The 23,330-nt window shown below is 65.2% G+C and carries 19 protein-coding genes; 7 read left to right on the top strand and 12 right to left on the bottom strand.

What is annotated here, in order from left to right; genetic code table 11:
• Positions 1–132 precede the first annotated feature (132 nt).
• Genes ABE505_RS15845 through ABE505_RS15835 form a run of 3 tightly spaced genes read left to right on the top strand, consistent with a single transcriptional unit; the run spans position 133 to position 2,905 of the window.
• Positions 133–489 (top strand): diacylglycerol kinase, encoded by a 357-nt coding sequence (locus ABE505_RS15845; protein ID WP_346445483.1) that lies wholly within the window; start codon positions 133–135, stop codon positions 487–489.
• Positions 486–1,241, top strand: a complete 756-nt coding sequence (locus ABE505_RS15840; RefSeq protein WP_346445484.1) for a phosphatase PAP2 family protein — start codon at positions 486–488, stop codon at positions 1,239–1,241. Before ABE505_RS15845 ends, ABE505_RS15840 begins: the two co-directional genes overlap by 4 nt.
• Positions 1,238–2,905 carry a phosphoethanolamine--lipid A transferase gene (locus ABE505_RS15835; protein WP_346445485.1) on the top strand — a complete coding sequence of 556 codons (1,668 nt, stop codon included), beginning with the start codon at positions 1,238–1,240 and terminating at the stop codon, positions 2,903–2,905. The genes ABE505_RS15840 and ABE505_RS15835 overlap by 4 nt, the downstream gene beginning before the upstream one ends.
• Before the next feature lie 458 nt (positions 2,906–3,363).
• Here ABE505_RS15835 and ABE505_RS15830 read toward each other — a convergent pair whose 3' ends face one another.
• From ABE505_RS15830 to ABE505_RS15820, 3 genes are read right to left on the bottom strand one after another with little or no spacing between them, the layout of a single operon-like run.
• Entirely contained in the window at positions 3,364–3,774 is a 411-nt protein-coding gene (locus tag ABE505_RS15830; RefSeq protein ID WP_346445486.1) for a response regulator, read from the bottom strand.
• A gap of 6 nt (positions 3,775–3,780) precedes the next feature.
• Entirely contained in the window at positions 3,781–4,221 is a 441-nt protein-coding gene (locus ABE505_RS15825; protein ID WP_241944399.1) for a response regulator, read from the bottom strand.
• The gene (locus ABE505_RS15820; RefSeq protein ID WP_346445487.1) at positions 4,218–6,026 is read right to left on the bottom strand and encodes an ATP-binding protein; all 1,809 of its coding nucleotides are present in this window, start codon (positions 6,024–6,026) and stop codon (positions 4,218–4,220) included. Before ABE505_RS15820 ends, ABE505_RS15825 begins: the two co-directional genes overlap by 4 nt.
• A gap of 276 nt (positions 6,027–6,302) precedes the next feature.
• On the opposite strand from ABE505_RS15820, the gene aceE reads away from it, so the two are divergent.
• Together aceE and ABE505_RS15810 are read left to right on the top strand one after the other, a co-directional pair.
• Positions 6,303–9,074 (top strand): pyruvate dehydrogenase (acetyl-transferring), homodimeric type, encoded by a 2,772-nt coding sequence (gene aceE / locus ABE505_RS15815; RefSeq protein ID WP_346445488.1) that lies wholly within the window; start codon positions 6,303–6,305, stop codon positions 9,072–9,074.
• Positions 9,075–9,137: 63 nt separating this feature from the next.
• The gene (locus tag ABE505_RS15810) at positions 9,138–10,199 is read left to right on the top strand and encodes a DUF262 domain-containing protein (RefSeq protein ID WP_346445489.1); all 1,062 of its coding nucleotides are present in this window, start codon (positions 9,138–9,140) and stop codon (positions 10,197–10,199) included.
• Between the two features lie 717 nt (positions 10,200–10,916).
• Here the strand turns inward: ABE505_RS15810 and ABE505_RS15805 are convergent.
• The 3 genes from ABE505_RS15805 to ABE505_RS15795 all read right to left on the bottom strand — a co-directional run bounded on the left by ABE505_RS15805 (position 10,917) and on the right by ABE505_RS15795 (position 13,615).
• A complete protein-coding gene (locus ABE505_RS15805; protein WP_346445490.1) occupies positions 10,917–11,702 on the bottom strand; it encodes a hypothetical protein in 786 nt (261 codons plus the stop codon).
• Between the two features lie 568 nt (positions 11,703–12,270).
• Positions 12,271–12,756, bottom strand: a complete 486-nt coding sequence (locus ABE505_RS15800; RefSeq protein ID WP_346445491.1) for a hypothetical protein — start codon at positions 12,754–12,756, stop codon at positions 12,271–12,273.
• A gap of 598 nt (positions 12,757–13,354) precedes the next feature.
• Positions 13,355–13,615: a helix-turn-helix transcriptional regulator gene (locus ABE505_RS15795; RefSeq protein ID WP_346445492.1), complete on the bottom strand. Its 261-nt coding sequence runs from the start codon at positions 13,613–13,615 to the stop codon at positions 13,355–13,357.
• Positions 13,616–13,989: 374 nt separating this feature from the next.
• Between ABE505_RS15795 and ABE505_RS15790 the strand changes: the two genes are divergently transcribed.
• Both ABE505_RS15790 and ABE505_RS15785 read left to right on the top strand, forming a co-directional pair.
• Positions 13,990–16,287 (top strand): TonB-dependent receptor, encoded by a 2,298-nt coding sequence (locus ABE505_RS15790; protein WP_346445493.1) that lies wholly within the window; start codon positions 13,990–13,992, stop codon positions 16,285–16,287.
• A gap of 45 nt (positions 16,288–16,332) precedes the next feature.
• Complete coding sequence (locus tag ABE505_RS15785; RefSeq protein ID WP_346445494.1) at positions 16,333–18,414, top strand: Atxe2 family lasso peptide isopeptidase; 2,082 nt, start codon at positions 16,333–16,335, stop codon at positions 18,412–18,414.
• On the opposite strand, the gene ABE505_RS15780 is transcribed toward ABE505_RS15785, so the two are convergent.
• The 6 genes from ABE505_RS15780 to ABE505_RS15755 all read right to left on the bottom strand — a co-directional run bounded on the left by ABE505_RS15780 (position 18,411) and on the right by ABE505_RS15755 (position 22,933).
• Positions 18,411–20,117 carry an asparagine synthase-related protein gene (locus ABE505_RS15780; RefSeq protein ID WP_346445495.1) on the bottom strand — a complete coding sequence of 569 codons (1,707 nt, stop codon included), beginning with the start codon at positions 20,115–20,117 and terminating at the stop codon, positions 18,411–18,413. The two genes, ABE505_RS15785 and ABE505_RS15780, sit on opposite strands and share 4 nt — an antisense overlap.
• Positions 20,117–20,794, bottom strand: a complete 678-nt coding sequence (locus ABE505_RS15775; protein WP_346445496.1) for a lasso peptide biosynthesis B2 protein — start codon at positions 20,792–20,794, stop codon at positions 20,117–20,119. Before ABE505_RS15775 ends, ABE505_RS15780 begins: the two co-directional genes overlap by 1 nt.
• Before the next feature lie 46 nt (positions 20,795–20,840).
• The gene (locus tag ABE505_RS15770; RefSeq protein WP_346445497.1) at positions 20,841–20,981 is read right to left on the bottom strand and encodes a benenodin family lasso peptide; all 141 of its coding nucleotides are present in this window, start codon (positions 20,979–20,981) and stop codon (positions 20,841–20,843) included.
• A 163-nt stretch (positions 20,982–21,144) separates the two neighbouring features.
• Complete coding sequence (locus ABE505_RS15765) at positions 21,145–21,765, bottom strand: GntR family transcriptional regulator (RefSeq protein ID WP_346445498.1); 621 nt, start codon at positions 21,763–21,765, stop codon at positions 21,145–21,147.
• A gap of 152 nt (positions 21,766–21,917) precedes the next feature.
• Positions 21,918–22,205: a helix-turn-helix transcriptional regulator gene (locus ABE505_RS15760; RefSeq protein WP_346445499.1), complete on the bottom strand. Its 288-nt coding sequence runs from the start codon at positions 22,203–22,205 to the stop codon at positions 21,918–21,920.
• A 110-nt stretch (positions 22,206–22,315) separates the two neighbouring features.
• Complete coding sequence (locus ABE505_RS15755; protein WP_346445500.1) at positions 22,316–22,933, bottom strand: GntR family transcriptional regulator; 618 nt, start codon at positions 22,931–22,933, stop codon at positions 22,316–22,318.
• Between the last annotated feature and the right edge of the window lie 397 nt (positions 22,934–23,330).

Genomic DNA, 23,330 nt, shown 5'->3' with positions numbered 1-23,330 from the left:
AACCGCGTGCACTCGGCCGGCGCCTGCGTCGATGCCTTAATCCGCGAGTAACTTCTCTCCGACCGCGTTCCGACGTGGCGCCGCCGATGCTGCGCCGCGCAAGCCGGGGCGGCTCCCCGGCGGAATTGGCCGATGTCTTCTGTTCCTTTCACCGGTGCGACCCGCCTCCTGCGGGCAGCCGGACATTCCTGGCGAGGTCTCGTCGCGACGTGGCGGACCGAGGCGGCCTTCCGCCAGGAGCTGCTGCTGTCGGTGCCGTTGCTGGTGCTCATCGCCGCGCTCGACCTGTCGTCGATGGCGCGCGCACTGCTTGTGGTCACCCTGGGACTGATATGGGTCGTCGAACTGCTCAACACAGCGATCGAGGCGGTCGTCGATCGTGTGGGCAGTGACTGGCATGCGCTCAGCGGCAAGGCCAAGGACGCCGGTTCGGCCGCGGTCACACTGAGCCTGTTGCTGCACGCCGCGGTCTGGATCTGCGTGCTGTGAGTGCCGCGCAGTGGACACGCGCGCCGGCGCTGCTGGGCGTGGTCGTCGTCGCGTGTGTGCTCACCGCCGCGATGGCCGTGCTCGACGTCGACGCGTGGTGGGCAGACCGGCTGTATGCCTGGCAGGGCGGGGTATGGGCCGCCCGTGACGCGTGGTGGAGCGAAGGGTTGATGCACACGGGCGGGCGCCACTTGAGCATCGGATGCTGGCTGTTGGTCGCCGCCGCGTGGGGGCTGAGTTGGTCCGGCGTGTTGCCGCACCGGTGGCGCGCGCCACTGGGATACCTGCTGGCCGCGGTCCCGCTGGCCTGTCTGCTGGTGGCCTCGCTCAAGGCGCACACCGGCATCGATTGCCCTTGGGACCTGCAGCGTTACGGCGGGACGCGTCCGTGGTTGCCGGCGTTTGCGCCCCGTCCTGCGTCGATGGGGAAGGCCGCATGCTTCCCGGCCGCGCACGCGTCTGCTGGCTATGCATGGGTGGCCGCCTACTTCGCGTGCAGTGCCGCGGGCCCTGCGCTGCGACGCTGGCGACACCTGGCGCTGGCTGTCGGCCTGGTGCTCGGCCTGAGCTTCGGTGGCGTGCAACAGATGCGCGGCGCGCATTTCCTTTCGCACGATCTGTGGTCGCTGACGCTGTGCTGGCTGGTCGCGGCCGCGCTGGCGCGGCTGTGTCTGCATGCCCAGCTCGGCGAGACCGACAGCGGTTCGCCTGCACCGGGTCCGTCGCGCGCTGTACGCAAGGCCCACGGGTGAGCGCGCGCCCTTGCCGTGCACCGGCCGCACTGACGCAGCGCAGCGGATGGTGGGTGCGACCGCAGGTCGCGCCGGAAACCCTGCTCGCCGGCACCTGCCTGTACTTCGTCGCGATCTGCAACGCCGCCTTCTGGCAGTCGGCCGTCCACGACGGCGCCTCACCGGGGCTGCTCGCGTCGCTGGCAGTCGCGGTGTTCGCGTTGCATGCGCTGCTGCTGGGTGTGTTCGCGATCGGGCCCATGTTGCGCCCGCTGCTCGCCGTGCTGGTCGTCGCCACCGCCGTGGGCACCTTCTACATGCGCCACTACGCGGTGTTGTTCGACGTGGAGATGATGCTCAACGTGCTGCACACCGATCCAGCCGAGAGCCGCGAGATGTTGTCGCCATGGCTGGTTTTGCACGTGCTGTTGCAGGCCGGTCCGCCACTGCTGGTGCTGGCCTGGGTGCGGATTGCGTCGCGTCCATGGCGGCAGGCATGCGCGGCACGCGCTTTGTTCCTGGGCGCGATGGCGCTGCTGGCAACGCTGGCTGTGTTGCTGTCTTCGCAGGGCATCTTCGCGCTGATGCGCAGCGACCACGCACTGCGGTATCGCATCACGCCCGGCAATCTGGTCGTCTCCACCGTACGCGCACTCACCCAGGCGCCCGATCCTCCTGCCGGCCAGCGTCTGACCGTTGCGGCCGATGCCGCGCGCGCGATGCGCGCACCCGGCGAGAAACCGCGTCTGCTGGTGCTTGTGATCGGCGAGACCGTGCGCGCGCAGAACTGGGGCCTCAACGGATACAGGCGGCAGACGACACCGGAACTCGCACGGCGCGAGGTGGTGAACTTCAGCAACGTCGAAGCCTGCGGCACCAGCACCGAGGTGTCGTTGCCCTGCATGTTCTCGCCCTACGGCCGACGGCATTACGACAAGGCCGCCATTCGCGCCCACGAGTCGCTGCTCGACGTCCTCGCGCGCGCGGGTGTGCAAGTGCGCTGGCGCGACAACCAGTCGGGCTGCAAAGGCGTGTGCGACGGCACCGGCATCGAACGCATGCAGCCCACCGATGCGCCGACGCTGTGCAACGGCGACCGGTGCCTGGACGACATCCTGCTGTTAGGCCTGCGTGCGCGCATCGATGCCGTGCCCGGGGATCTTGTGGTGGTCCTGCATCAGCTGGGCAACCACGGCCCGAACTACTTCGAGCGCTATCCGCCTGCCCATGATGTCTTCAAGCCGGCATGCCACACCGCCGAACTGAGCCGCTGCACACCCGAGCAGATCGCCAACGCCTACGACAATGCGATTCGCTACACGGACGCGTTCCTGGGGCGCGCGCTCGACATCGTGCAGCAGCAGGACAGCCACGATGCGGCGCTGCTGTACGTCTCCGACCACGGCGAGTCGCTTGGCGAGTACGGCCTGTACCTGCACGGCGCGCCGTACCCGATCGCGCCGGCGCAGCAGTTGCGCGTGCCGATGGTGGCCTGGGTCTCCTCGGGCCTTGCCGGTGACCTGGGCCTGGACCTGCAGTGCCTACGCGCGCAGGCCACGCAGCCCACAAGCCACGACGCGCTGTTCCATTCGGTGCTCGGCGCCTTCGATGTACGCACGCAGGCCTATGCGGCCGATCTGGATCTGTTCGCGCCCTGCCGTCACGGCACGCATCCGGTGACATGACTTGCCCAAAGGCACTGCGCCCGCCCGCGGTATCGCGATCAGGCACCTCCCCCGCATCGCGGGGAAGGCGCCAAGTGCGTCGCGCGATCAATTGCCTCGCGTCGCGCGATCAGTCACCTCTCCCACATCGCGGGAGAAGGCGCCAAGTGCGTCGTGCGATCAGTTACCTTCTCCGCATCGCGGGGGAGGTCGGCACGCGCCGCGTGCCGGGTGGGGGTAGGGGCTTCAGCGGAATGCTGCTAGACCAGCGCCGCGTAGAAAGCGTCCCCCATCCCAGCCTTCCCCCGCAGGCGGGGGAAGGAGCTAACCGCGTCGCGCGATCAGTCACCTCTCCCACATCGCGGGGGAAGGCGCCAAGTGCGTCGCGCGATCAGTTGCCTCCCCCGCATCGCGGGGGAGGTCGGCACGCGCCGCGTGCCGGGTGGGGGCAAGGGGCGTTCGCCCTAATCCCACCGCCCTCATTCCGCCTCGCCGTCCCCCGCCGCCAGCACCTGGGCCAGCGTGGCCGGCAGGCGGTCGAGCTGGTCCTTGTGGACCAGCGCATCGCCCTCGGGCAAGTCGTCGCCCGGCAGGCCGTAGGCCGAGCCGGTCATGAACACCACGGGCACGCCGGGGCGCAGACGGCGGGTGAGCGCCAGCGCTTCGGCGCCCGAAAATCCGGGCAGGTTGACGTCCGACAGCACCACGCGCGGGGCGAAGGCCTCCAGCGCTTCCACCAGCGCCGCCTCGCCGTGGACCCGTCGCGTCTCGACCGCCAGCCCCGCGTCGCGCAGGGCCAGTTCGGCCAGTTCGGCATCGTCGCGCGAATCGTCGACGATCAGCACGCGCAGGCGTCCAGCCCGCGCGCCATGTCCCTCATCGTCCGCCATGCGGGCTCACTCTTCCTCGGGCACTTCGTTGAGCACGGCCCAGAACTTGCCCAGCGTGCGCACCGCGTCGAAGAACTGGTCGACATCGACCGGCTTGACCACGTACGCGTTCACGCCCAGGTCCCAGCTGCGGGCCAGGTCGCTTTCCTCGCGCGAGGACGACAGGATCACCACCGGCATGCGCTTGAGCGTCTCGTGGTCGCGCAGCTGCTTGAGCACTTCCAGGCCGTCCATGCGCGGCATCTTGATGTCGAGCAGCAGCACCGCCGGATCGCCCTCGGCGCGGTCGGCGAACTTGCCGCGGCGGAACAGGTAGTCCACCGCCTCGACGCCGTCCTCGACATGCACGATCGGGTTGGCGAGATTGGCCTCGCGCAGCGCATCGATCGCCATCTCGGCATCGTGCGGGCTGTCCTCGGCGAGAAGGATGGTGCGGATTTCGCTCATTGCTGTTTTCCTGGTGAGGACAGAAGGCCCGGCTCCTGGGCGGAGGCGGGAAGGGTGAAGAAGAACGAGGCGCCCTGGCCCGGGGCCGACTCGGCCCAGATCCGCCCGCCGTGGCGGCCGAGCACGCGCCGCACGCTGGCCAGCCCGACGCCGGTGCCGGGGAACTCGCTGGCCGAATGCAGGCGCTGGAACACGCCGAACAGCTTGCCCGCGTACTGCATGTCGAAGCCCGCGCCGTTATCGCGGACCGAGAACTCGTAGCCGCCGTCGTCCAGCCGCCGGCAGGTGACCTCGACCGTCGCAGGTTCGCTGCCGCTGCTGTACTTGACCGCATTGCCCAGCAGGTTCAGCCACACCTGCCGCAGCATGTTCTCGTCGCCGACCACGATCGGCAGCGGCGCGATCGTCCACTCGATCCGGTGGTCGGGCTTCTCGGCCTTCGCGTTGCTGTCGAGCATCGCGCGCGCATCGGCCACCATCGTCTGCAGGTCCACGCTCTGCAGCCGCAATGCACTGCGACCCAGGCGCGAGTACACCAGCAGATCGTCGATCAGCGTGGACATGCGCCGCGCCGAACCGCCGATGACATTGAGGTAGTGGCTGCTCTTCTCGTCGATGTTCTCGCCCAGATGGCGGCCGAGCTTGTCGGCGAAGCCGGCGATGTGCCGCAGCGGCGCACGCAGATCGTGGGAGACCGAATAGCTGAAGGCCTCCAGCTCGCGGTTGACGTCGGAGACCTGCTCGATCTTGCCTTCCAACTGCTGGTTGAGCTCGCGGATCTGCCGCTCGCTGATGCTCTGCGCGGTCACGTCGGACGCAGTGATCAACGCCACCGCATCGTCGCGGTCGGGCAGCGGCATGCGCCGGGCATTGAGCAGCATCGTGCGCTCCACCCCGTCGACCGTCGCCTGGCTCAGCCGGTAATCCCACAGCTCGCGGTTGCGGGCCAGCACGTCGTGCAGCCGGCGTATGGTCTCGGCGTCCTGCCAGGCGCCGTCGCCGATCTCGGCCAGCGCATGGCCGCGGGCGTCGTCGTCCACGCCGTAGAGCTCGGCGAACGCGGCGTTGTGCATCACCACCCGCTGCTGCTTGTCGACCAGCACGATCGGCTCGCGCACGCTGTCGAGCACCGCCAGCGCCCGGCCGCTCGCGCTCAGCGCCTGCCGCTCGGCGGCCACGCGGCCGGTCTGCTGGCGCAGCGCGAAGTAAATGGCGGCGGCCAGCAGCAGCAACTGCACCACCATCGCCACCCAGCTCGACAGCTCGGCATCGCGGTTGGCGCGCGCGGCCGCGGCCTTGCGGTCCAGCAGCAGTACCTCTTCCTCGGCCACCGCCTCGGTCACCAGCCGCTGGATCGGGTAAAGCACGATCATCTCGTCGATCTGCCGATTGGTCGCCGCCTGCTCGGCATCGATCACCTTGTCGATCCGCGCCAGACGCTGCTCGAGCATGTTGCGCAGCGCGCCCAGCCGCGCCTGCTGCGCCGGGTTGTCCTGGGTCAGTTCCAGCACCGCGGCCACATTGGGCATGATCCGCTCGCGCGCATCGCGGATGCGCTCGCGCAGCAGCGGCGAATCGATGCCGCGGGTCAGCGCGATCGCCGCCGCCTCCAGGCTGCGCGCGTCCGCAGAGATCGCCTGCACCAGGGTCTGCACCTCGCGCGTGTGCACCACCTCGACGGTGGCGTCCTCGGCCTCGCCGATCGCCGCGCGCATGATCAGGAATGGGCCGACCACGATCAGCACGATCGCCACCCCGAGCGCAGGCAACTGCCAACGGCTGGAACGCGAGGCGGTATGGGGCATCGGGATGGGCTCGGGCGCGGGCGGGGGGCGCCATCATGCCGCATCCTCCCCTGAACACGGGATCATGGCGGACGGCCGGGCCGCCCGCAATCGGGCAATGGCTGCGCGGCCCGGCCGCCCGTCCGACCGGCCGCCCGGACCGGGCCAGGTGCACCGCTGGAACGCGCTGTCCCCCACCCGACGACCGGCGCGCCCGGCAGAACGCGCCTGTTAGAATCGACCGTTCGACAACGACCCCTTGCACGCGGCCGCGCGCGCCGCGCTGGAGCACATCTGATGAACTGGTTGAACGACGTCCTGCAGAACGACCCCGATCCGACCGAGACCCGCGAGTGGATCGAGTCGCTCAAGGCGGTCATCGACGTCGGCGGCCCCGAGCGCGCGCACCAACTGCTCGAGAACATGGTCGAGCTGACCCGCCGCGCCGGCGCCCACCTGCCGTTCGCGCCGACCACGGAATACGTCAACACCATCCCGGCCCACCTCGAGCCGAAGATGCCGGGCAACAGCGACCTGGAATGGCGCATCCGCTCGATCATCCGCTGGAACGCGATGGCGATGGTCGTGCGCGCCAACCGCAAGCCCGGCGACCTGGGCGGCCACCTGGCCAGCTTCGCCTCCAGCGCCACGCTCTACGACGTGGGCTTCAACCACTTCTTCCGCGCGCCTTCGGCCGATCACCCCGGGGATCTGATCTGCACCCAGGGCCACAGCTCGCCGGGCATCTACGCCCGCTCGTTCCTGGAAGGCCGCATCAGCGAAGAGCAGATCGACCACTTCCGCATGGAAGTCGACGGCAAGGGCGTCTCGTCCTACCCGCACCCCTGGCTGATGCCCGACTACTGGCAGCTGCCGACCGTTTCGATGGGTCTGGGCCCGATCGCGGCCATCTACCAGGCCCGCAACTGGAAGTACCTCGAAGCCCGCGGCCTGATGCCGCGCACCGACCGCAAGGTCTGGTGCTTCCTGGGCGACGGCGAGACCGACGAGCCCGAGAGCCTGGGCGCGATCTCGGTGGCCGGCCGCGAAGGCCTGGACAACCTGGTGTTCGTGATCAACTGCAACCTGCAGCGCCTCGACGGCCCGGTGCGCGGTAACGGCAAGATCATCCAGGAGCTGGAAGGCCAGTTCCGCGGCGCCGGTTGGAATGTCGTCAAAACGATCTGGGGTAGCTACTGGGACCCGCTGCTGGCCAAGGATAAGGACGGCATGCTCAAGAAGCTGATGATGGAGACCGTCGACGGCGAGTACCAGAACTGCAAGGCCTTCGGTGGCGCGTATACGCGTGAGCACTTCTTCGGCAAGTACCCCGAGACCGCCAACCTCGTCGCCAACCTCAGCGACGACGACATCTGGCGCCTCAACCGCGGCGGCCACGACCCGCACAAGGTCTTCGCCGCCTACCAGAACGCGATGGACACCAAGGGCCAGCCCACGGTGATCCTGGCCAAGACCGTCAAGGGCTATGGCCTGGGCAGCGCCGGCGAGGCGCTCAACCCGACCCACAACACCAAGAAGCTCGACGACGACGCGGTGCGCACGTTCCGCGACCGCTTCAAGATCCCGGTCTCCGACGCCGCACTCAAGGACGGCGACATCCCGTTCTTCCACCCCGGCAAGGACTCGGAGGAAGTGCAGTACCTGCTCGAGCGCCGCGAAAAGCTGGGCGGCTTTTTGCCCCAGCGCCGCCGCAAGAGCACCGAAAGCCTCAAGGCGCCCGAGCTCAAGGTGTTCGACCGCCTGATGCAGGACACCGGCGAACGCGAGATCAGCACCACGATGGCCTTCGTGCAGTCGCTTTCGGTGATCCTGCGCGACAAGCAGGTGGGCCCGCGCGTGGTGCCGATCGTCGCCGACGAAGCCCGCACCTTCGGCATGGAAGGCCTGTTCCGCCAGCTGGGCATCTACGCCCCGCAGGGCCAGAAGTACAAGCCCGTGGACCGCGACCAGCTGATGTACTACCGCGAAGACGCGGCCGGCCAGGTGCTGGAAGAGGGCATCACCGAAGCCGGCGCGTTCGCCAGCTGGATGGCCGCGGCCACCAGCTACAGCACCAACGACCTGCCGATGCTGCCGTTCTACATCTACTACTCGATGTTCGGCTTCCAGCGCATCGGCGACGCCGCCTGGCAGGCGGCCGACATGCGCGCCCGCGGCTTCCTGCTGGGCGCCACAGCGGGGCGCACCACGCTCAACGGCGAAGGCCTGCAGCACGAAGACGGCCACAGCCACCTGCTCTCGGGCGCCATTCCCAACTGCCGCAGCTACGACCCCACCTTCGCCGGTGAGGTGGCAGTGATCCTGCAGTACGGCATGCAGCGCATGCTCGACGAACAGCAGGACGAGTACTTCTACATCACCCTGATGAATGAGAATTACCCGCACCCGGCCGTCACCCCCGAGGCCGCCGAGGGCATCATCAAGGGCATGTACCTGCTCTCCAGCACGGCTGCCACCGCCGCGGGCGCGTCGGCCACCTCCCCCGCCAGCGGGGGAGGTCGAAGCGGCCCCGCCGCTTCGGGTGGGGGCAAAAAGAAAGCCTCCAACCTCCCCCACGTCCAACTCCTGGGCTCGGGCACCATCCTGCGCGAAGTCATCGCCGCCGCCGAACTGCTGGACAAGGACTTCGGCGTAACCGCCGACATCTGGTCCTGCCCCAGCTTCACCGAGCTGCGCCGCGACGGCTTCGACGCCGAGCGCTGGAACCGCTTCAACCCCGAAGCCAAGACCCGTCGCAAGCCCTACGTGACCGAGCAGCTCGAAGCCCGCCAAGGCCCGGTGATCGCCGCGACCGACTACGTGCGCGCCTTCGCCGACCAGATCCGCGCCTTCGTGCCGCACACCTACACCGTGCTGGGCACCGACGGCTTCGGCCGCTCCGACACCCGCGCCAACCTCCGCCGCCACTTCGAAGTGGACCGCTACTACATCGCCCAGGCGGCGATCGACGCGCTGGCGAAGGACGGCAAGATGACCGGCAAGGATGTAGCGAGGGCGATCAAGCTGTATAAGATCGATCCGGAGAAGGCGAATCCGGTTGGGGTTTGAGGCTGGGCCTGGTGTTAGGGGCGCGAGCTCGCCCTTCTATTTATTGAAGCTAAGAGTGAGTTAATGGCCAAAGACACGGAAATGTTGAGTCAGTTAGAGGCGCAGCGTAGAAAGGTTGACGTTGACAACTTCGACGTGACTGTCCGCGAGCTCGTCAGAATGGTCGAATCGGGAGAGATTGACCGAGCGCCCGAGTATCAGCGTAAGTTTAGGTGGGACGAAGAGCGTGAATCAAGATTGGTTGAGTCTGTGCTTTTGGGGCTTCCCATACCCACCATCTTCATGGCTACAAATAGAGATGGAACTTGGGAGTTAGTTGACGGGCTACAGCGAGTCTCATCTCTCGTCCATTTCGCCGGAAGTGTAGAGAAGCTAAGTAGTTCAATTAATAAAGAAAAACCCCTTGTGCTAAAGGGGCTCGAGAAGCTGAGCCATTTCAACGGAATTCCATTTGATGGTTTGCCCGAGCCAGTTAGGCTGCATTTTTATAAGAGGGCTCTGCGCGTAACCGCACTCAGTGACAAGTCTGATCTCGGTGTCAGATTTGACACATTCGAACGTTTGAATACTGGAGGAATCGCGCTCTCCTCTCAGGAGATTCGTGCCTGCGTTTACCAAGGGGCTCTGTCTGCGTTTTTAGAAAGTGCTGCATCAAACAGCCATCTGAATTCAATGATAAAGCTCCAGAAGGGGCGAAAAGACGATGGCACGCTGGAAGAGTTTGTTCTGAAGATGTTTGCCTATTCGGACGCTCAAGAAGAATTTGATGGTCGTGTGACTTATTTTCTTAATGAGTATGCAAGGCATCATCAGTCTGTCGAGAAGGTTGCAAAGATAAAATCGGAATTCGACAATGTAGTTCGAAAGCTAAGTAAGGTGCAGCCAGGGCCGATACTTAAGGATAACTACAGTGTGACGCCACTCAATTTGGCGGAAGCTGTATTTGTAGGTGCGCTTCGTGTGCATAGAGCGAAAAAGAAGTTTTCTCCCAAGGTTGGCTGGTTGAAAGATGCCGAGCTGTTGAAGTACAGCACTAAGGGCACGAACACTCGTGCAGCACTTAACGGCCGAGTAAGTCGTGCCATCGAGCTCCTGACTGGGGCAGATCCGATTCTGAAGGGGTAGTTATGCCCTTTGGACATGGATCGTTCGCCTCGGAAGCCCAGCTCATTAGAAACCATCTCTATAGAACTGATTCTCTGGGGCTAGCTTCAAATCATAGAGAAGGCGCTAAGTCAGATAAGGGGCTTATGTTTGTTTGGTTTGCATCGGCTTTTGAGGGATTCTGGAGAGCTTATCTAGATGAGCTCTGCTATCGATTTTCAAAAGCGTCACTCAGTGTTAGGAGGCGAAATATATCTGCTGCCGGTATATTCTATTTCGACAGCTTGAGTGGCTTAAGCTCTGCAAAAAAGTTAAAGAGATGGGAGAGGGTGGCCGATTTCTTCGAGTCGGTGACCTCAACTTCTGATCTTAGGGTGCAGGCGCGTCCTCACGATGGGCGGACGCTAAGGCCTGAACATTTGGACCTGATTTGGCGGATATTTTCGTTAGATGGGTTTTCTTTTCCATCCCCTGTTCATAGACAGGAACTTAATACTCTAGCCGACAGAAGAAACGAAATTGCCCACGGCCATGTATTGCCGTCCGATATCGGTGGCCAGGTTAGCGTGCATGACTTGAGGCGCACATTAATTAGGCTTGAGGATATAGTTGAACACTGCGTTCTGGCCGCAAATGCTAAATGGCCAAGCTCTTAGTAATTAGCAGAAATACATGGCAACCATGTAGATCGTGCTTGGTGCGCGCTCTATTAAGCCAAGCAACAGAGCTTTTGGTCAATCATCCTGACGCTTGTACTCGGCACCTCGGCAGAATGGAGTCGTTAGGTCCAGCTTCGCGAACGGGTAGGAAGTCTGTGCGCTCGATCAATTCAGTGGATATCACTACTAATTGTCCGTCCTCTTTAATCAGTGCACAAAACTGAGTGCCGCATTCGAGCATAATAAGCGGTGACGTTGACCCAGTGATCTTTGCGATACCCACAGTGCTTCGCTTTCCGTTGCAGGCGTCTCTAGCCATCTCCTGGCCTAAGCTAAAGAATGGTGTGCACAGGATCATGAATGTGAGCATTATGATAAAAGAGCCAATCATCATTAAAGCTGGAATAATTAAAAGGCTGAGGATGGTCGCAGGTATCGTGGATAGATAGATTGCTAAGATACGTCGCCTGCCGAATAGATCTCTCCAAGAGCTAATTTTTGCCGTTCTTTCTGGGGTTAGGATTCGTTGAGTAAGAAATATAAGGCTAATTCCAATTACGAAAGCAGCCAGTGTGAAGACGCCAGTTCTGGCGAGATCTAATAAGAATGCGCTGTCGAAAGAGTCGAATACTTTTATAGAACCTGAAATCCATCCGTGCAATGAGATAAACAGTGCCTGTGGTGTGTCTATTGGAAATTGAGACTCGGCGAGTCCTAGGGCTGAAAGATAGCCACTGTGGTACATCCGGCCCTGCACATAGAGGATGCCGGTCAGAAGGACAGTTAAACTTAAGCTGCCAGAAAATAGATTGCTGATGCTTTTCGGGCCTTTGGTGCTTTCTTCTTTTTCTATATCTTGAGGCATTTAAATTCCCCTCTTTTTTTAAGGTGGTCTCTGATCGGAGTGCGGTTGCAGCCTGCTGTCGCCTTCTTCGAATGTGGAGATTTAGGGGTTGATTAGTATGATAGGTGAGCAATGAGGAAGGCCGCTTAGCGAAGCACCTGCGATGGTGCGACGGGGCCGAGTGCTCAGGCCCAAAGCGCTCGACGTGACGATCTGGGTTGGATAGACCAGCGGTTTGGTACGTCCTCCCGACAGATGTCGTATGCACCCGAATCTGCCCACCGTCCTCGAAGGTTAGAAGGTGCTTGTCGAAGAGTGCATCGACACGCGGGGAGAGCATGATCCCGTTTGCGCCATCGAGGCGCTCTGGATGCGTGGAATCGCGCCAGGGTTTGATGTGGCTGGCAATCAGCAGACGCTCGTGCTCGATACCGCTCACTTTGCATTCATGATCTTCCAATAGGACGCGCTTGCGGAACAGGCATTGGCCTATTGCGGGCCTTAGTGATTTGCAGGCGGTGGATGTCGAAATGCAGGATCGTGTTCGATCCGATTGGTCATCGAGCGATGGAGCATCGGGTCGTGGATCTTAGATTGTGTAACGCGACGCAAACACGGGTGTCGCTTCGATCCCCAGAAGGTCGAGCAGCTTGTGGCCCAGCGCATCCGAGATGCTTGCGAGATAGCAGCTTGAGTTGCTGTGGCCGTTGCTGTGGATGGGAGAGTGCTGCGCAGGCAACAGCGGTGCGATGGTCGCCGCATGCGTCTTGGTGCGGAGCGGCTTGGGCACTGGCGTGAAGTACACGCTGACCAGCCAGCCTTCATTGCCCCAAGAGGCCCCGACATCTCCGAACTCGGTCGGCTTGGGGCTGGCGGACGCGGCTTCGGTCACTTGACCAATGGCGCCGATCTGACCATCGGCGTATGAGAACACCAGGTCGCCGGGGCGCACGAGTGTCATGTTCTCGTAGGTTTGGTTGAACGCGCCGTTCTTGTTTCGGAAGGGCGACCAGAGGCAGCCCCCGCGAACCTCAAGATCGCGTGTCTGCTTGTGATTGACCCACCAGAACGCCATCAGCGCCTCCCCTCGAACGAGGATAGCGCGTTCCGTCGGTCTCGGCGGTGTCGTACGAAAGAGGGGACCGCCCAGGCATTGTGGTTGTCGTCCATGGCATGGCCACCTCCGCTAAAGGCGCCAGCAGCCGGGGTGCTCCTTGCCCCGGCCCGCGCGTCTGGCGACTGGCCCGAAGGCAAGGATCGCGCGTTGCTGACGGAGGTTAGGATGCGGGTTCCAGCTTGACTTGGGCGTCGGTGGGCGCCGCAGGGTCCTGTCAGATTTTTCTGGTTGTGGCGCCAGGGATTTCTGCAATTGCAGATGCTTTGCTGCTTGGCGGCTTCGCGCTTGGCGCCGGCCGCGGAGTCCTTCGCAGAGGATCTGCGGCGGTTGCTCTCATTCCAGCATCCCGTCCAGATCGCACACGTGGTTGCTGCTTTACGCATAGCGCGGTCTGAAGAAGCCGCGCCCGCATGCGCCAAGCGCGGATCGCTGAAGTGTGGGTGTGCTCTCGATCGCCCCTGCCAGCGCGTCCACTTGCGTAACCCGCCGGCCCTTAAGCGTTGGGCCGGCAGAAATGAAGGCCGGCACCGTGCGGTGCCGGCCTCGATGGCTCGGATCAGTGGAGGGTCTTGGCCACTGCGGCTTCGAACTTCCTGATGAAGCCGGACAGGCTCTGGCCGCAGGCCTTGCAGTGTGCGCGTAGCTCCAGTACATCCAGCCGTCGGCGGCCACGCTCGACATTGCTGACGTACGACTGCGGCCGGTTCAGTTCCTCGGCCAGCCTGGCCTGGGTCATGCCGCTGATCTTCTTTCGGCTCTCCTTCAGCAGACCCACCAGGATCTGGTACTCGGGCTTGTAGATCGACTTGCTTGTCATTGCAGGCTCCTTGGGTTGAAGGCCAGGCCTACCCTAAATCTGCTTTCCATATATCCGAAAACTAGATATGCTCAGCCCCAGGCCACGGGCCGTGTGCCGCCCCGCGCGACGACGCTGTTGCGTCTCTTATCGCCACGGCCGGCCGCCTCACTCAATGGAGACATCGCATGTCGAACGCGTCGGCTGTTGTGCGTGGTTTGCCGCTGGAAAGGTGTCGCTCCGCCGTCTCGGCGCCTGCGACGCGCGTAATCCGTTTCGTCAGTCCAGCAACCGGCCAGGCGGCGGTTCAGGCACCTGGGGCCCTGGCATGGCCATCCGAATGGCCGAGCTCGCGCCGGCTGGCCGCGAATGCACTCGCCGCCGCCGTCATCGCGTTGCTGCCCCTGGTCGGTGCCGCACAGGAGACCGATGCGGCGCGTGAGCCCGATCCACCCGCGGACACCCGTGAGGCTGAGACCGCCGCCACCCAGCTCGACATCGTCCAGGTCACCGGCACCCGCATCCGCGGCGGCACCACGCCTTCGCCGGTGATCGCGTTCGGTGCGGAACGGATCCAGGAAGAGGGCTTCCGCGACCTGGGCGAGGTCATCCGCAGCGTGCCGCAGAACTTTGGGGGTGGGCAGGGGCCTGCTGTGGCGCCCGGTGCCACCGGAGGCGGGCAGGGCAACCAGAACATCACGGGCGGCTCTGGATTGAACCTGCGTGGCCTGGGGCAGGATGCGTCGCTCACACTGCTCAATGGCCGGCGGCTGTCGTACGGCGGCTTCGTGCAGATGGTCGATATCAGCGCGATCCCGGTGGAGGCCGTGGAGCGGCTCGACATCGTGGCCGATGGTGCTTCCGCGATCTACGGCTCCGATGCCGTGGGCGGCGTGGCGAACGTGGTATTGCGCCGTGATTTCGATGGCACGGCCGTTGGTGCGCGCTACGGGGCCGCCACGCAGGGCGGCCTTGCGACCCGCGAGTACACGGCCACCGCCGGAACCACCTGGGAGACCGGCGGCCTGGTCGCCACCTGGAAGCGCAGCGACAACGATCCCATCCATGCGAGCCAGCGGCCGTATGCGCGCGCTATGTATGCGCCGTCCACGCTGTACCAGGCGGGCGAACTGCGCAGTGGGGTCCTCAGTGCGCATCAGGCGCTGGGCGCCATCGGCGAATTGCGCCTGGACGCCTTGGCCTCGGAGCGGGCCATCACCACTGAGTCCGGCTATGCGAGCAACTACGAGCGCAGCACGCCGGAGACCCGGGCATCGTTGGTCTCGCCCAGTGCCGATGTGTTCCTGCCCGGTGGCTGGACGCTAACGCTTGGCGCCACCCACGGGCGGGAACGGACCGATGCGGCGAATTCCGTCGTCATGCCCGGCGCCGGGGTAGTCTCGGCAACCCGCACGGCCTACCGAAACACCAGCCGCAGCTACGAGGTGGGCGCGGAAGGGCCCGTACTGCCGTTGCCCGGAGGCGAGGCCCGGCTTGCGGTGGGCGTGGGCGAGCGGCGCAACGGCTTCGAGAGCCGCAACCTGGTCAGTGGCTACGTCCAGGTGGATGGCAACGTACGCAGCCGCTACGCCTATGCGGAGGCCGACGTGCCGTTGGTGGGGCCTGAGCAGGCCGTGCGCGGTGTGCACCGCTTGTCGCTGACCGGCGCCGTGCGCGGCGAGGATTACGACCGCTACGGTGGCGTGACCACGCCGAAGCTGGGGCTGGTCTACGGGCCCTCGCCTGACATCACGTTCAAGGCGTCGTGGGGCAAGTCGTTCAAGGTGCCGACGTTGTCGCAGCAGTTCATGGGCCGCGATGCGATTCTGTTTCCCGCCATCGCCCTGGGCGGCACGCAGTTCGCGCCGGGCGCCACTGCGCTGTATCTCGTCGGCGGGAACCCCGACCTCAGCCCGGAGCGGGCACGGACGTGGAGCACCTCGGTCGCGTTCCACCCGTTGGCGCTGCCAGGCCTCGAGGCCGAGGTCACTTGGTTCGACATCGACTACACCGATCGCGTGCTGCAGCCGCTCGTACCTGCACAAGCACTCTCCAACCCGGCGTACGCGGCCTTCCTGCAGGCGCCGCCCACGTCTGCCGCGCTGGACGAGCTGTTGCGCACGTTCCGCTTCACCAATGCGACCGGCGCACCGCTCGATGCAGGGCGGTTGGCGGTGGTAGTGCCCAATCTCTACATCAACAGTGCTCGCGAACGCGTGCGCGGGGCGGATCTCTCGGGCAGTTACCGCTTCGACTTGGCGCGTGGCCGGCTCACGGTCCGCGGCGCTGCGACGTGGTTGGACAGTACGCGGCAGGTGGCGGCGGGGCAGCCGGCGACGGATCTGGCCGGGCAGTTGTTTTACCCGGCCAAGCGCAATGTGCGGGCGGGCGCGGTGTGGCATGACGGCGGCCTCTCCGCCTCGCTGTTCGGCAACTACCGCAGCGGCGTGCGCAACCCGACGGATGGTGAGCACGGCGCTTCGTTCACCACATTCGATGCCACGGTGCGCTACGACACCGGCCCCGGGCGCGGGCCGTTCTCGGATGTTGCGCTGGAGCTGTCGCTGCAGAACGCGCTGGATCGCGCGCCGCCGCTGTACGCAGCGGGCTCGCCGTCGTTCGCGCCGTACGACTCGACGAACTATTCGGCGATCGGTCGATTCGCCGCCTTCTCGGTGTCCAAGCGCTGGTAGCGCCGCAAGCACACAGCGATGTCGCGAACCAAAGGAGCGCAATGCATGGCCCCAAAGCAAGGCCTTGGGTGGAGGTTGGATACGTGGGGGCTGGGTCTGGCACTCGGCGTGCTGGTGCTGCCGCTGACGGCATGGGCCACGTCGCCGCGGCAGTTGGTGGAGATCGCGGACTTCAGCAGTCCGGTGGTGTCGCCGGATGGGCGCTCGGTCGCGTTCCGGGTGTCGCGTGCCTCCATCGAGCGCAACACCTACGACACGGTCTGGTACGTCCAGGCCATGGATGGCGGTTCGCCGCCGCGTCGGGTCGCCGATGGCGGCGTGCCCTTGCTCGATTCGGCCGGCATTCCGGTGCCTGCACAGGCCGCGTGGTCGCCGGACAGCAGGTGGCTCTACTACCGGGCCCACCTCGAGAGTCGGGTGGATGTCTGGCGGGCCGCTGCCGACGGCACCGGCGCCCGTGCGATGACGGGCGATCCGGCAGACGTGCAGGCATTCATGCTGCATCCGGATGGCCGCTCGTTGCGCTACAGCGTCGGCCCCTCGCGCGAGGCCGTGCTGCTTGCCGAGCAACGGGAATACGAACAAGGCATTCGGCTCGACCGCAGTGCACCGCTGGGACAGCCGTTGTTCCGCTCCGGCCTGACAGAAGGACGGCTCGCCACGCAGCGCCTGGGACAGATCTTCAACCGCGTGCCGCTGGCCGGTACGGCGGTGCGGTGGCGGTCGTTGGATCTGGAAACAGGATCGAGCAGGGATGTTGCCGGGCCCGAGAGCGCGCCATCGGCGGCGCTGCCCGATGTGGTCGCGTCGCTGCCGCATGTGTGGCAGGTCGAGCGCGAGCCAGGCGGGCATCGCGTCGCCGTGCTGACGCGGACCGGCGAGCGCAGCGCGCATCGGGAGATCGCACTGTATGTCGCCCATGGCGGGGGTGCCGGCCATCTGGAGCGGTGCACCGCGCCTGCATGCATGGGGCAAGAGATCAGCGGTGTGCAATGGCGGCCGGGCAGCGACGAGCTGCTGTTCACCGTGACTCGGTACGAAGCTGGCTTTGCGCAATCGATCTATCGCTGGAACATCGCGACGGGCGAGGTGCAGCCGGTCATCGCCAGCACCGGCATGTTGGCGGGTGAGGGGCGGTGGGCGCCTGGGGCATGTGGCGTGACGCGCGATGCGCTGGCCTGCGTGCCGGCGGAGGCCAGCCGGCCGCCGCGGCTGGAACGGGTCGATCTGCAGACGGGCGCGCGAGTGGTCCTGTTCGATCCGAATGCCGCGCTGGCGCAGGCTTTGGCCACGCTCGATACACAACTGCTGCGTTGGACCGACGCCGACGGGCGCACGTTCACCGGACAGCTGTACGCGGCGCCGCGGGTGGATGGCGTCCCGCCACCGCTGTTCATCACCTACTACCGGTGCATGGGCTTCGTGCGGGGCGGGTCCGGCGACGAGTGGCCGCTGGCAAGCTTGGCGGCGCATGGCATCTCGACGCTGTGCATCAACGCCCCGTCGTTCTCCAGCGATGCTGCGGAGCGCTACGGGGTGGGGCTGTCGGCAGTGGAAAGCGCCATCGCGCTGCTAGCGGCCGATGGTCGCATCGACCCGGCTCGCGTCGGGATGGGCGGGCTGAGCTTCGGCAGCGAGGTCACGATGTGGACGCTGATGCATTCGTCGTTGATTTCGGCCGCCTCGTTGGCCTCGCCGACCACCTCGCAGATGTACTACCTGCTGGGCAGCAATCTGGGGGAGGACTTCCTGTCGCTGCTGCAGAGCAACTGGCAGTTGGGTGCGCCCGATGCGACGCCGGAGCAGTGGCAACGCATTTCCCCGGCCTCGAACCTGGACAAGATCGCTGCGCCCATCCTCATGCAACTGCCGGAACAGGAATACATGCATGGCCTGGACTATGCGATTCCGCTGATGCGGGCCGATCGGGCGGACGTGTATGTCTTTCCCCACGCGGCGCACAACAAGGTCCAGCCCCGGCACAAGCTGGCCGTGTACACGCGCAATCTGGATTGGTTCCGCTTCTGGCTGCTGGGCCGCGAGGACACGGCGCCGGACAAGGCGGCCCAGTACGCGCATTGGCGCCGCATGCGCGAGCGCCTGCCCACGCCGACCGCGTCCCGCTAGGGTTGGTGCCGTGCCCAGTTTTCGATCATGCACAGCTCGAACAGGCGGAGGAAGGTCTGGTCGCGCGCGGGCAGGGGGCTGCGAAGGAAGGTCCGGATCGACGCTGCGTCGAGCAAGCCGCGTTCCGCAAGCCGCCCTTCGAGCAGGAAGGTGCCGATCTCGTGCTTGCGCTGCTGGTATACCGCGCCGAGGTAGCCGATATAGGTCGCCTTGCTCTGGCGATGCAGCACCTCCGCCGGCAGCTTGTGGGAGAACGCCGCTCTGGCGACAGCGCGGTTCTGTCCGCCGGCGATCCACATCCAAGTCGGCGCACGCAGGCACGCCTCCATGACAGGTTGGGACAGCAGCGGAAATCGGAAGGGGCGCGTCTGGGCACGGGCGGCCTGCCCCTGAAACAGCTGGTTGCCTGCCAGGTCGATGATGCGTTCTCGGTCCCCGGGTAGGGCACCGTCGGGTGCCGAGAACCACGGGTGCGCGAATGGCGGGATGTCGCCGAGGCTCGAATCGAGAAAGGTCGTGTTCGCACGGTGCGGCGGGCCAGGCGTGCGCCGCAACTTGGACAGCGTCAGCCGGGCTGCCTTCCAGAACGTGCATTGGTGCATGCGAGAGAGGTCACCGACCGTCGCGAGCGCCGCCCCGAGCCCCGAAACCTTGAAGGCATCGACTGCAGGCGCAGCCGTGCGCAGATAGCAGAACACCGAGTCGCCGCCACCGCCGGAGACATAGCTCCGCACGCCGTGCCGGTCGGCCGCTTCGCTCATGATGCCGTCGATGGCATGCTGGAGCGGTCCCATCCCAGGCGAAACGGACGCAGGCGACGGCTGGAACGCCAGGCGCGCACGCTCGAAGGGTAAGGGTTCGACATGAAGCGGCGTCCCCAGGGCCCGCGCGACTTGTTCGGCGTAATGCCGCTCGTCCACGCCCGGCACCGGTGTGAGCAGGTTGACGCACACGACCTCGCATGGCGCGCCCACGAGGCAGGCGCCGACGATCGATGAGTCCAGCCCGCCGGACAGCTCCAGAAGTGTCGATCCATCGGTCGTGGCCAATGCCCGGACCGCGTACTCGACCGCTTGGCGCACCGATTGCGCTGCCTCATCCGCCGTGGCGTGCCGCGCACTCGGCCCCACGAAGTTCCACGGCGACCAGGCTTGGCGTACGGAGACGCCTGAGGACTCGACGTTTCGGGATGTCCCAGGAAGCAGCTCCTTCAAGCCTGAGAGTGCGGTGCTCTGCGGCTTGATGCCCGGGTAGAGCAGGCGGTGGCCGAGCGCCTCCCAATCGACGCGACGTTCGTAGCACCCGGCCTCGATCGCCAGGCTGATATCCGAGGTGAGGAAGCCCCGGCGGTTGTTGCCACTGTAGACACATGGCACGTTTCCAGCGGCGGCGGGCGAGAGGGTGGCGATCATCTGCGCGCCGTCCACCTGCAAGAGCAGGTAACACCCCCAAAGCTGTTGCAGCAGGTGCTCCCGGAGTTGCTCGGGCTTGTGGTGAATCGCCAGCGAGGTGGGGTCCACGGGCTTGCCGTCGCGATCGAACACCTCGCCGATGAGGCAGGCGTCGCCGCCGATGCGGCAGACCTTGAGGTCGGGCGTGCCGTAGAGAGCGAAGCCGGGGGCGGCGAAGTACTCCCGCAGATGGGGCAGCGCGACGGCCTGCGTAGCGGCGTCTCCGTAAACGGCGAGGTAGGCGCCCTGCATCAGATCACCCGGATCGGCGTGTGGGCCGTGGCGTGCCCGAGCGTGTCGTTGAGGATTTCTTCGCCACGTTGGATCCAGCAATGCGCCGCAAATGGTTCGGCCATCACGCCGAATACCAGATGGGCGTGAATGCGCCGCATGGTCAGGAACTTCAGCAGGGCGACCGAATCGAGCAGGCAACATGTGGCAATGGGCACGAAGCGACGTGCGCTCGCGAACCCCGAGACGGCTTCAAGCGTGCGGCTGCGCTCGTCCGCATAGACCGGCGCACTTTGCCCCAGACGCGCTCGCGCAGCGGCGAGCCGCGTGAGGACTCGTTGGAGCGACATGGTCTTGAGCTGGAGTTGGGTCAGGCCGACGAGCGCTGCAGTCTTCGCGAGTGGCAGGGGCAGCCCGTGCCGGTGCTCCGCGATGCGTTCGAGCGCACTGCAGGTTGGGACGGGGATAGAGAGAGATGGCGGCTGACTTTGTGCTGGCGATTCCGGCGTCAGCACGCCGCGTTCGACCAACCGGGCCAGGTGATCGTGCGTAGCGGGACGCCCGTCGATGTGTCGGCGGAATGCAGCTTCCAGCTCGTCCGAGAGACGGAAGTAGCGATCGGTGCGGGTGTCGAGAAAGATCAATTGCCCATCGACACTGCAATAGGAAACATCGCGATGGAGAACGAGGCGGGTCATGGCTCTGCACCAGAAGAGGCGCGCCTTTCGGCGCGCCTCCGTCCGGTCACGCGTCGGAGATGCCTTCCTGCGGCAGGACACCGAAGTTCTCGGTGATGCCTGCCATGCCCTGCGTCTCGACGCTCGCAACGCCGAGCTCGATCACGTCGTCCTGCACCTGGGTGCGGGTGTTGTCATTGCTGTTCATGATTTGCTCCTTTGCCATGCCATGGACATCCATGGCAGCACCAAGCTAGGAGCCGAATGCGTTGATTCTCAAATGATTTCTGTTGATCACGTGGTGATCATTTCGGGTCTGTGACCGCGGTCGCGAATGCCGGCGTGTTGGACCGGTGCGATGCCGCAGTCAGTCAGTGCAAGGCCGCCAGCTTCTGGCGCAGATGCGAGACGATCTTCGGCGCCATTACCACGCGGCGACGGTGGTAATCGCGCAGGCCGGCCTTGAGCGACGTGAGATCGCGCGCCGCCCAGCAGGCGTACAGCGCGGCCAGTTCGTCGTGTGCGTCGTTCAGCAGCGCTTGCTTGGCGTGCCGCACCGGCGCGAGCTGGTCGTTTGCCTGCTTGAGCGGTGCGCGCCGCTCGTCGTTGTCGGTGAGGTCGGCGATCGCATCGAACAGCCGCCAGGTCGCGTTCGGTGTGTCCTGGGGGTCTGGCACGGCGGGCAGTGCCGTGAACGTATGCGCCGCGTTGCCTCGGTCGATGACATCGCGCAGAAGACTGCCCAGCCAGCGGTAGCGTGCGCCCAGGTGGAACTGGTCAAGCATCGGCACGTAGAAGCCGCGGCCGGGAGTCCAATCGACCAGGCCAGCCCCCGACAGCCCGTGTAACGCGTATTGAACAGGCATGGTGCTGGTCTGGAATGCGCGCGCCAGCGCGAGCATCTTGAGGTGCTCGCCAGGCAGGAAGCGGCCTTCCCGCAGGCCGCCTTGGATGCCGTCGCAAACAAGCACGTACTTGGGCGGTGTGTTCATCGCAGACCTCCGTTTCGACTTGAAAACTGCCTCCTGCGTGGAACAACTACCGCGACGCGCCGGGGCGATCTGTGACCGCGGTCGCGCAACACCCATTCCGTTGCGTTCGGTGCGCCGCGCTACGGCCGCATGCGCGGCCGCCCGGCCTCGCCTTACGACAGCCTGCGGCTCTGCCCTGGGCCGGATGGCGGCGGCGCGGTCATCGCGTTCTCAAAGCGCCGGACGACGTGCGTCAGCGTCTGGTCGCAGGCCTGGCAGTAGGCATGCAGTTGCAGCAGGTCGAGCCGGCGCGTGCCGCGCTCGACGTCGCTGACGTAGGACTGCGGCCGTGCCAGCAGGCCGGCCAGTTGGGTCTGCGTGAGGCCGGCGGTGTTGCGCATCTCGATCAGCAGCGCCAGCAGGCGCTGGTACTCGGGCTTGTGGATCGACTTGCCTGACATTTCGATGTTCCGGTGATACAGATGTACACGGTATCTGAAAAACAGGTTGATCGCGACACGGTATGACGGCGGCTCGTCCTGGCCATGCTTGGATGACGCCGACGGCGCTGCTACCGCAGTGCACGCCGCGCCCGCAGGGTCTTCACGATCCGTGAGGCCAGTAACTTGCGGCGTTCGAAGTAGATGTGCATCTCGGCCTTGAGGCTTGCCAGGTCGCGCTGCTGCCAGAGGCGACACAGTTCGGCGAGGTCGGCCTCGGCGTTGGGCAGCAGGTCGATCTTGGCATGCCGGATGGGCGCCAGCCGATCGTTCGTCAGCCGGATCGCCGCGCGCATGTCCTTCAGGTCGATGGCCTCGGCGATGCTGTCGAACAGCGCCCAGGTCTGGGTGGCGATGTTCGTGCTGTCCGGCGCGGGCGCCGATGGGGCCGGCGCGGTGGGGCGCACGTGCATGTCGCAGGCCATCATCGTCAGCCGTTGCATCCACTCATAGCGCTGCCGTAGCTCCGACTCATCGAGCAGCGGTACGTGCATGCCTTCCCGTTGGTGGTCCTCGATCAGCCCTTCGCCCAGCAACCGCTGTAGCGCCGCACGGATCGGAACGCCGCTGACGCCGTATTCGTCCGCCAGTGCCGCCACGTCCAGGTGTTCGCCCGGTGCGTATCGGCCAGCGCGCAGTGCGCGCTTGAGCGTCCGATACGTGTAGATCCTCTTCGAATCCGCGTTCATCGCAGAAATCCCTTCGGCGTGAGGCGTTCAGGGATCCTACAACGATCTGGCGGGCGAGGCTGGTTTTGGGAAAAGGCGTGCACGCACGCATTGACGACGGTCTCATTTGGAGCGGTTGATCGCTGGGCGATCACCGCTCCCGCAGGTGCGGGACGGTCGGCGCACCCAGTGCGCCGGGCGGGGCACGAGCTCGTCACGGAGAAGCGCCTTCCCAAGTGCATGCAGCTGCCGCGCACGCAGTGCAGGCATGCACGCCGCGTCATGAACGCGCGCTTCACCGCTTGGCAGGTGCGACAAACTGTCGCGCAGAGGCGCGAGACGGGCGGCCTAAAATACGACCTTGCGAGGCCATTGCGCCGCTGACGCGGCATGACGAGGTGCGACTCCGTACCTCACC

This window comes from Luteimonas sp. TWI382, from assembly GCF_039674545.1.
In the GTDB taxonomy this organism is placed as follows: Bacteria; Pseudomonadota; Gammaproteobacteria; order Xanthomonadales; family Xanthomonadaceae; genus Luteimonas.
The sequence above is the reverse complement of the archived record's forward strand: the minus strand, read 5'-3'. Positions and strand labels throughout refer to the sequence as shown.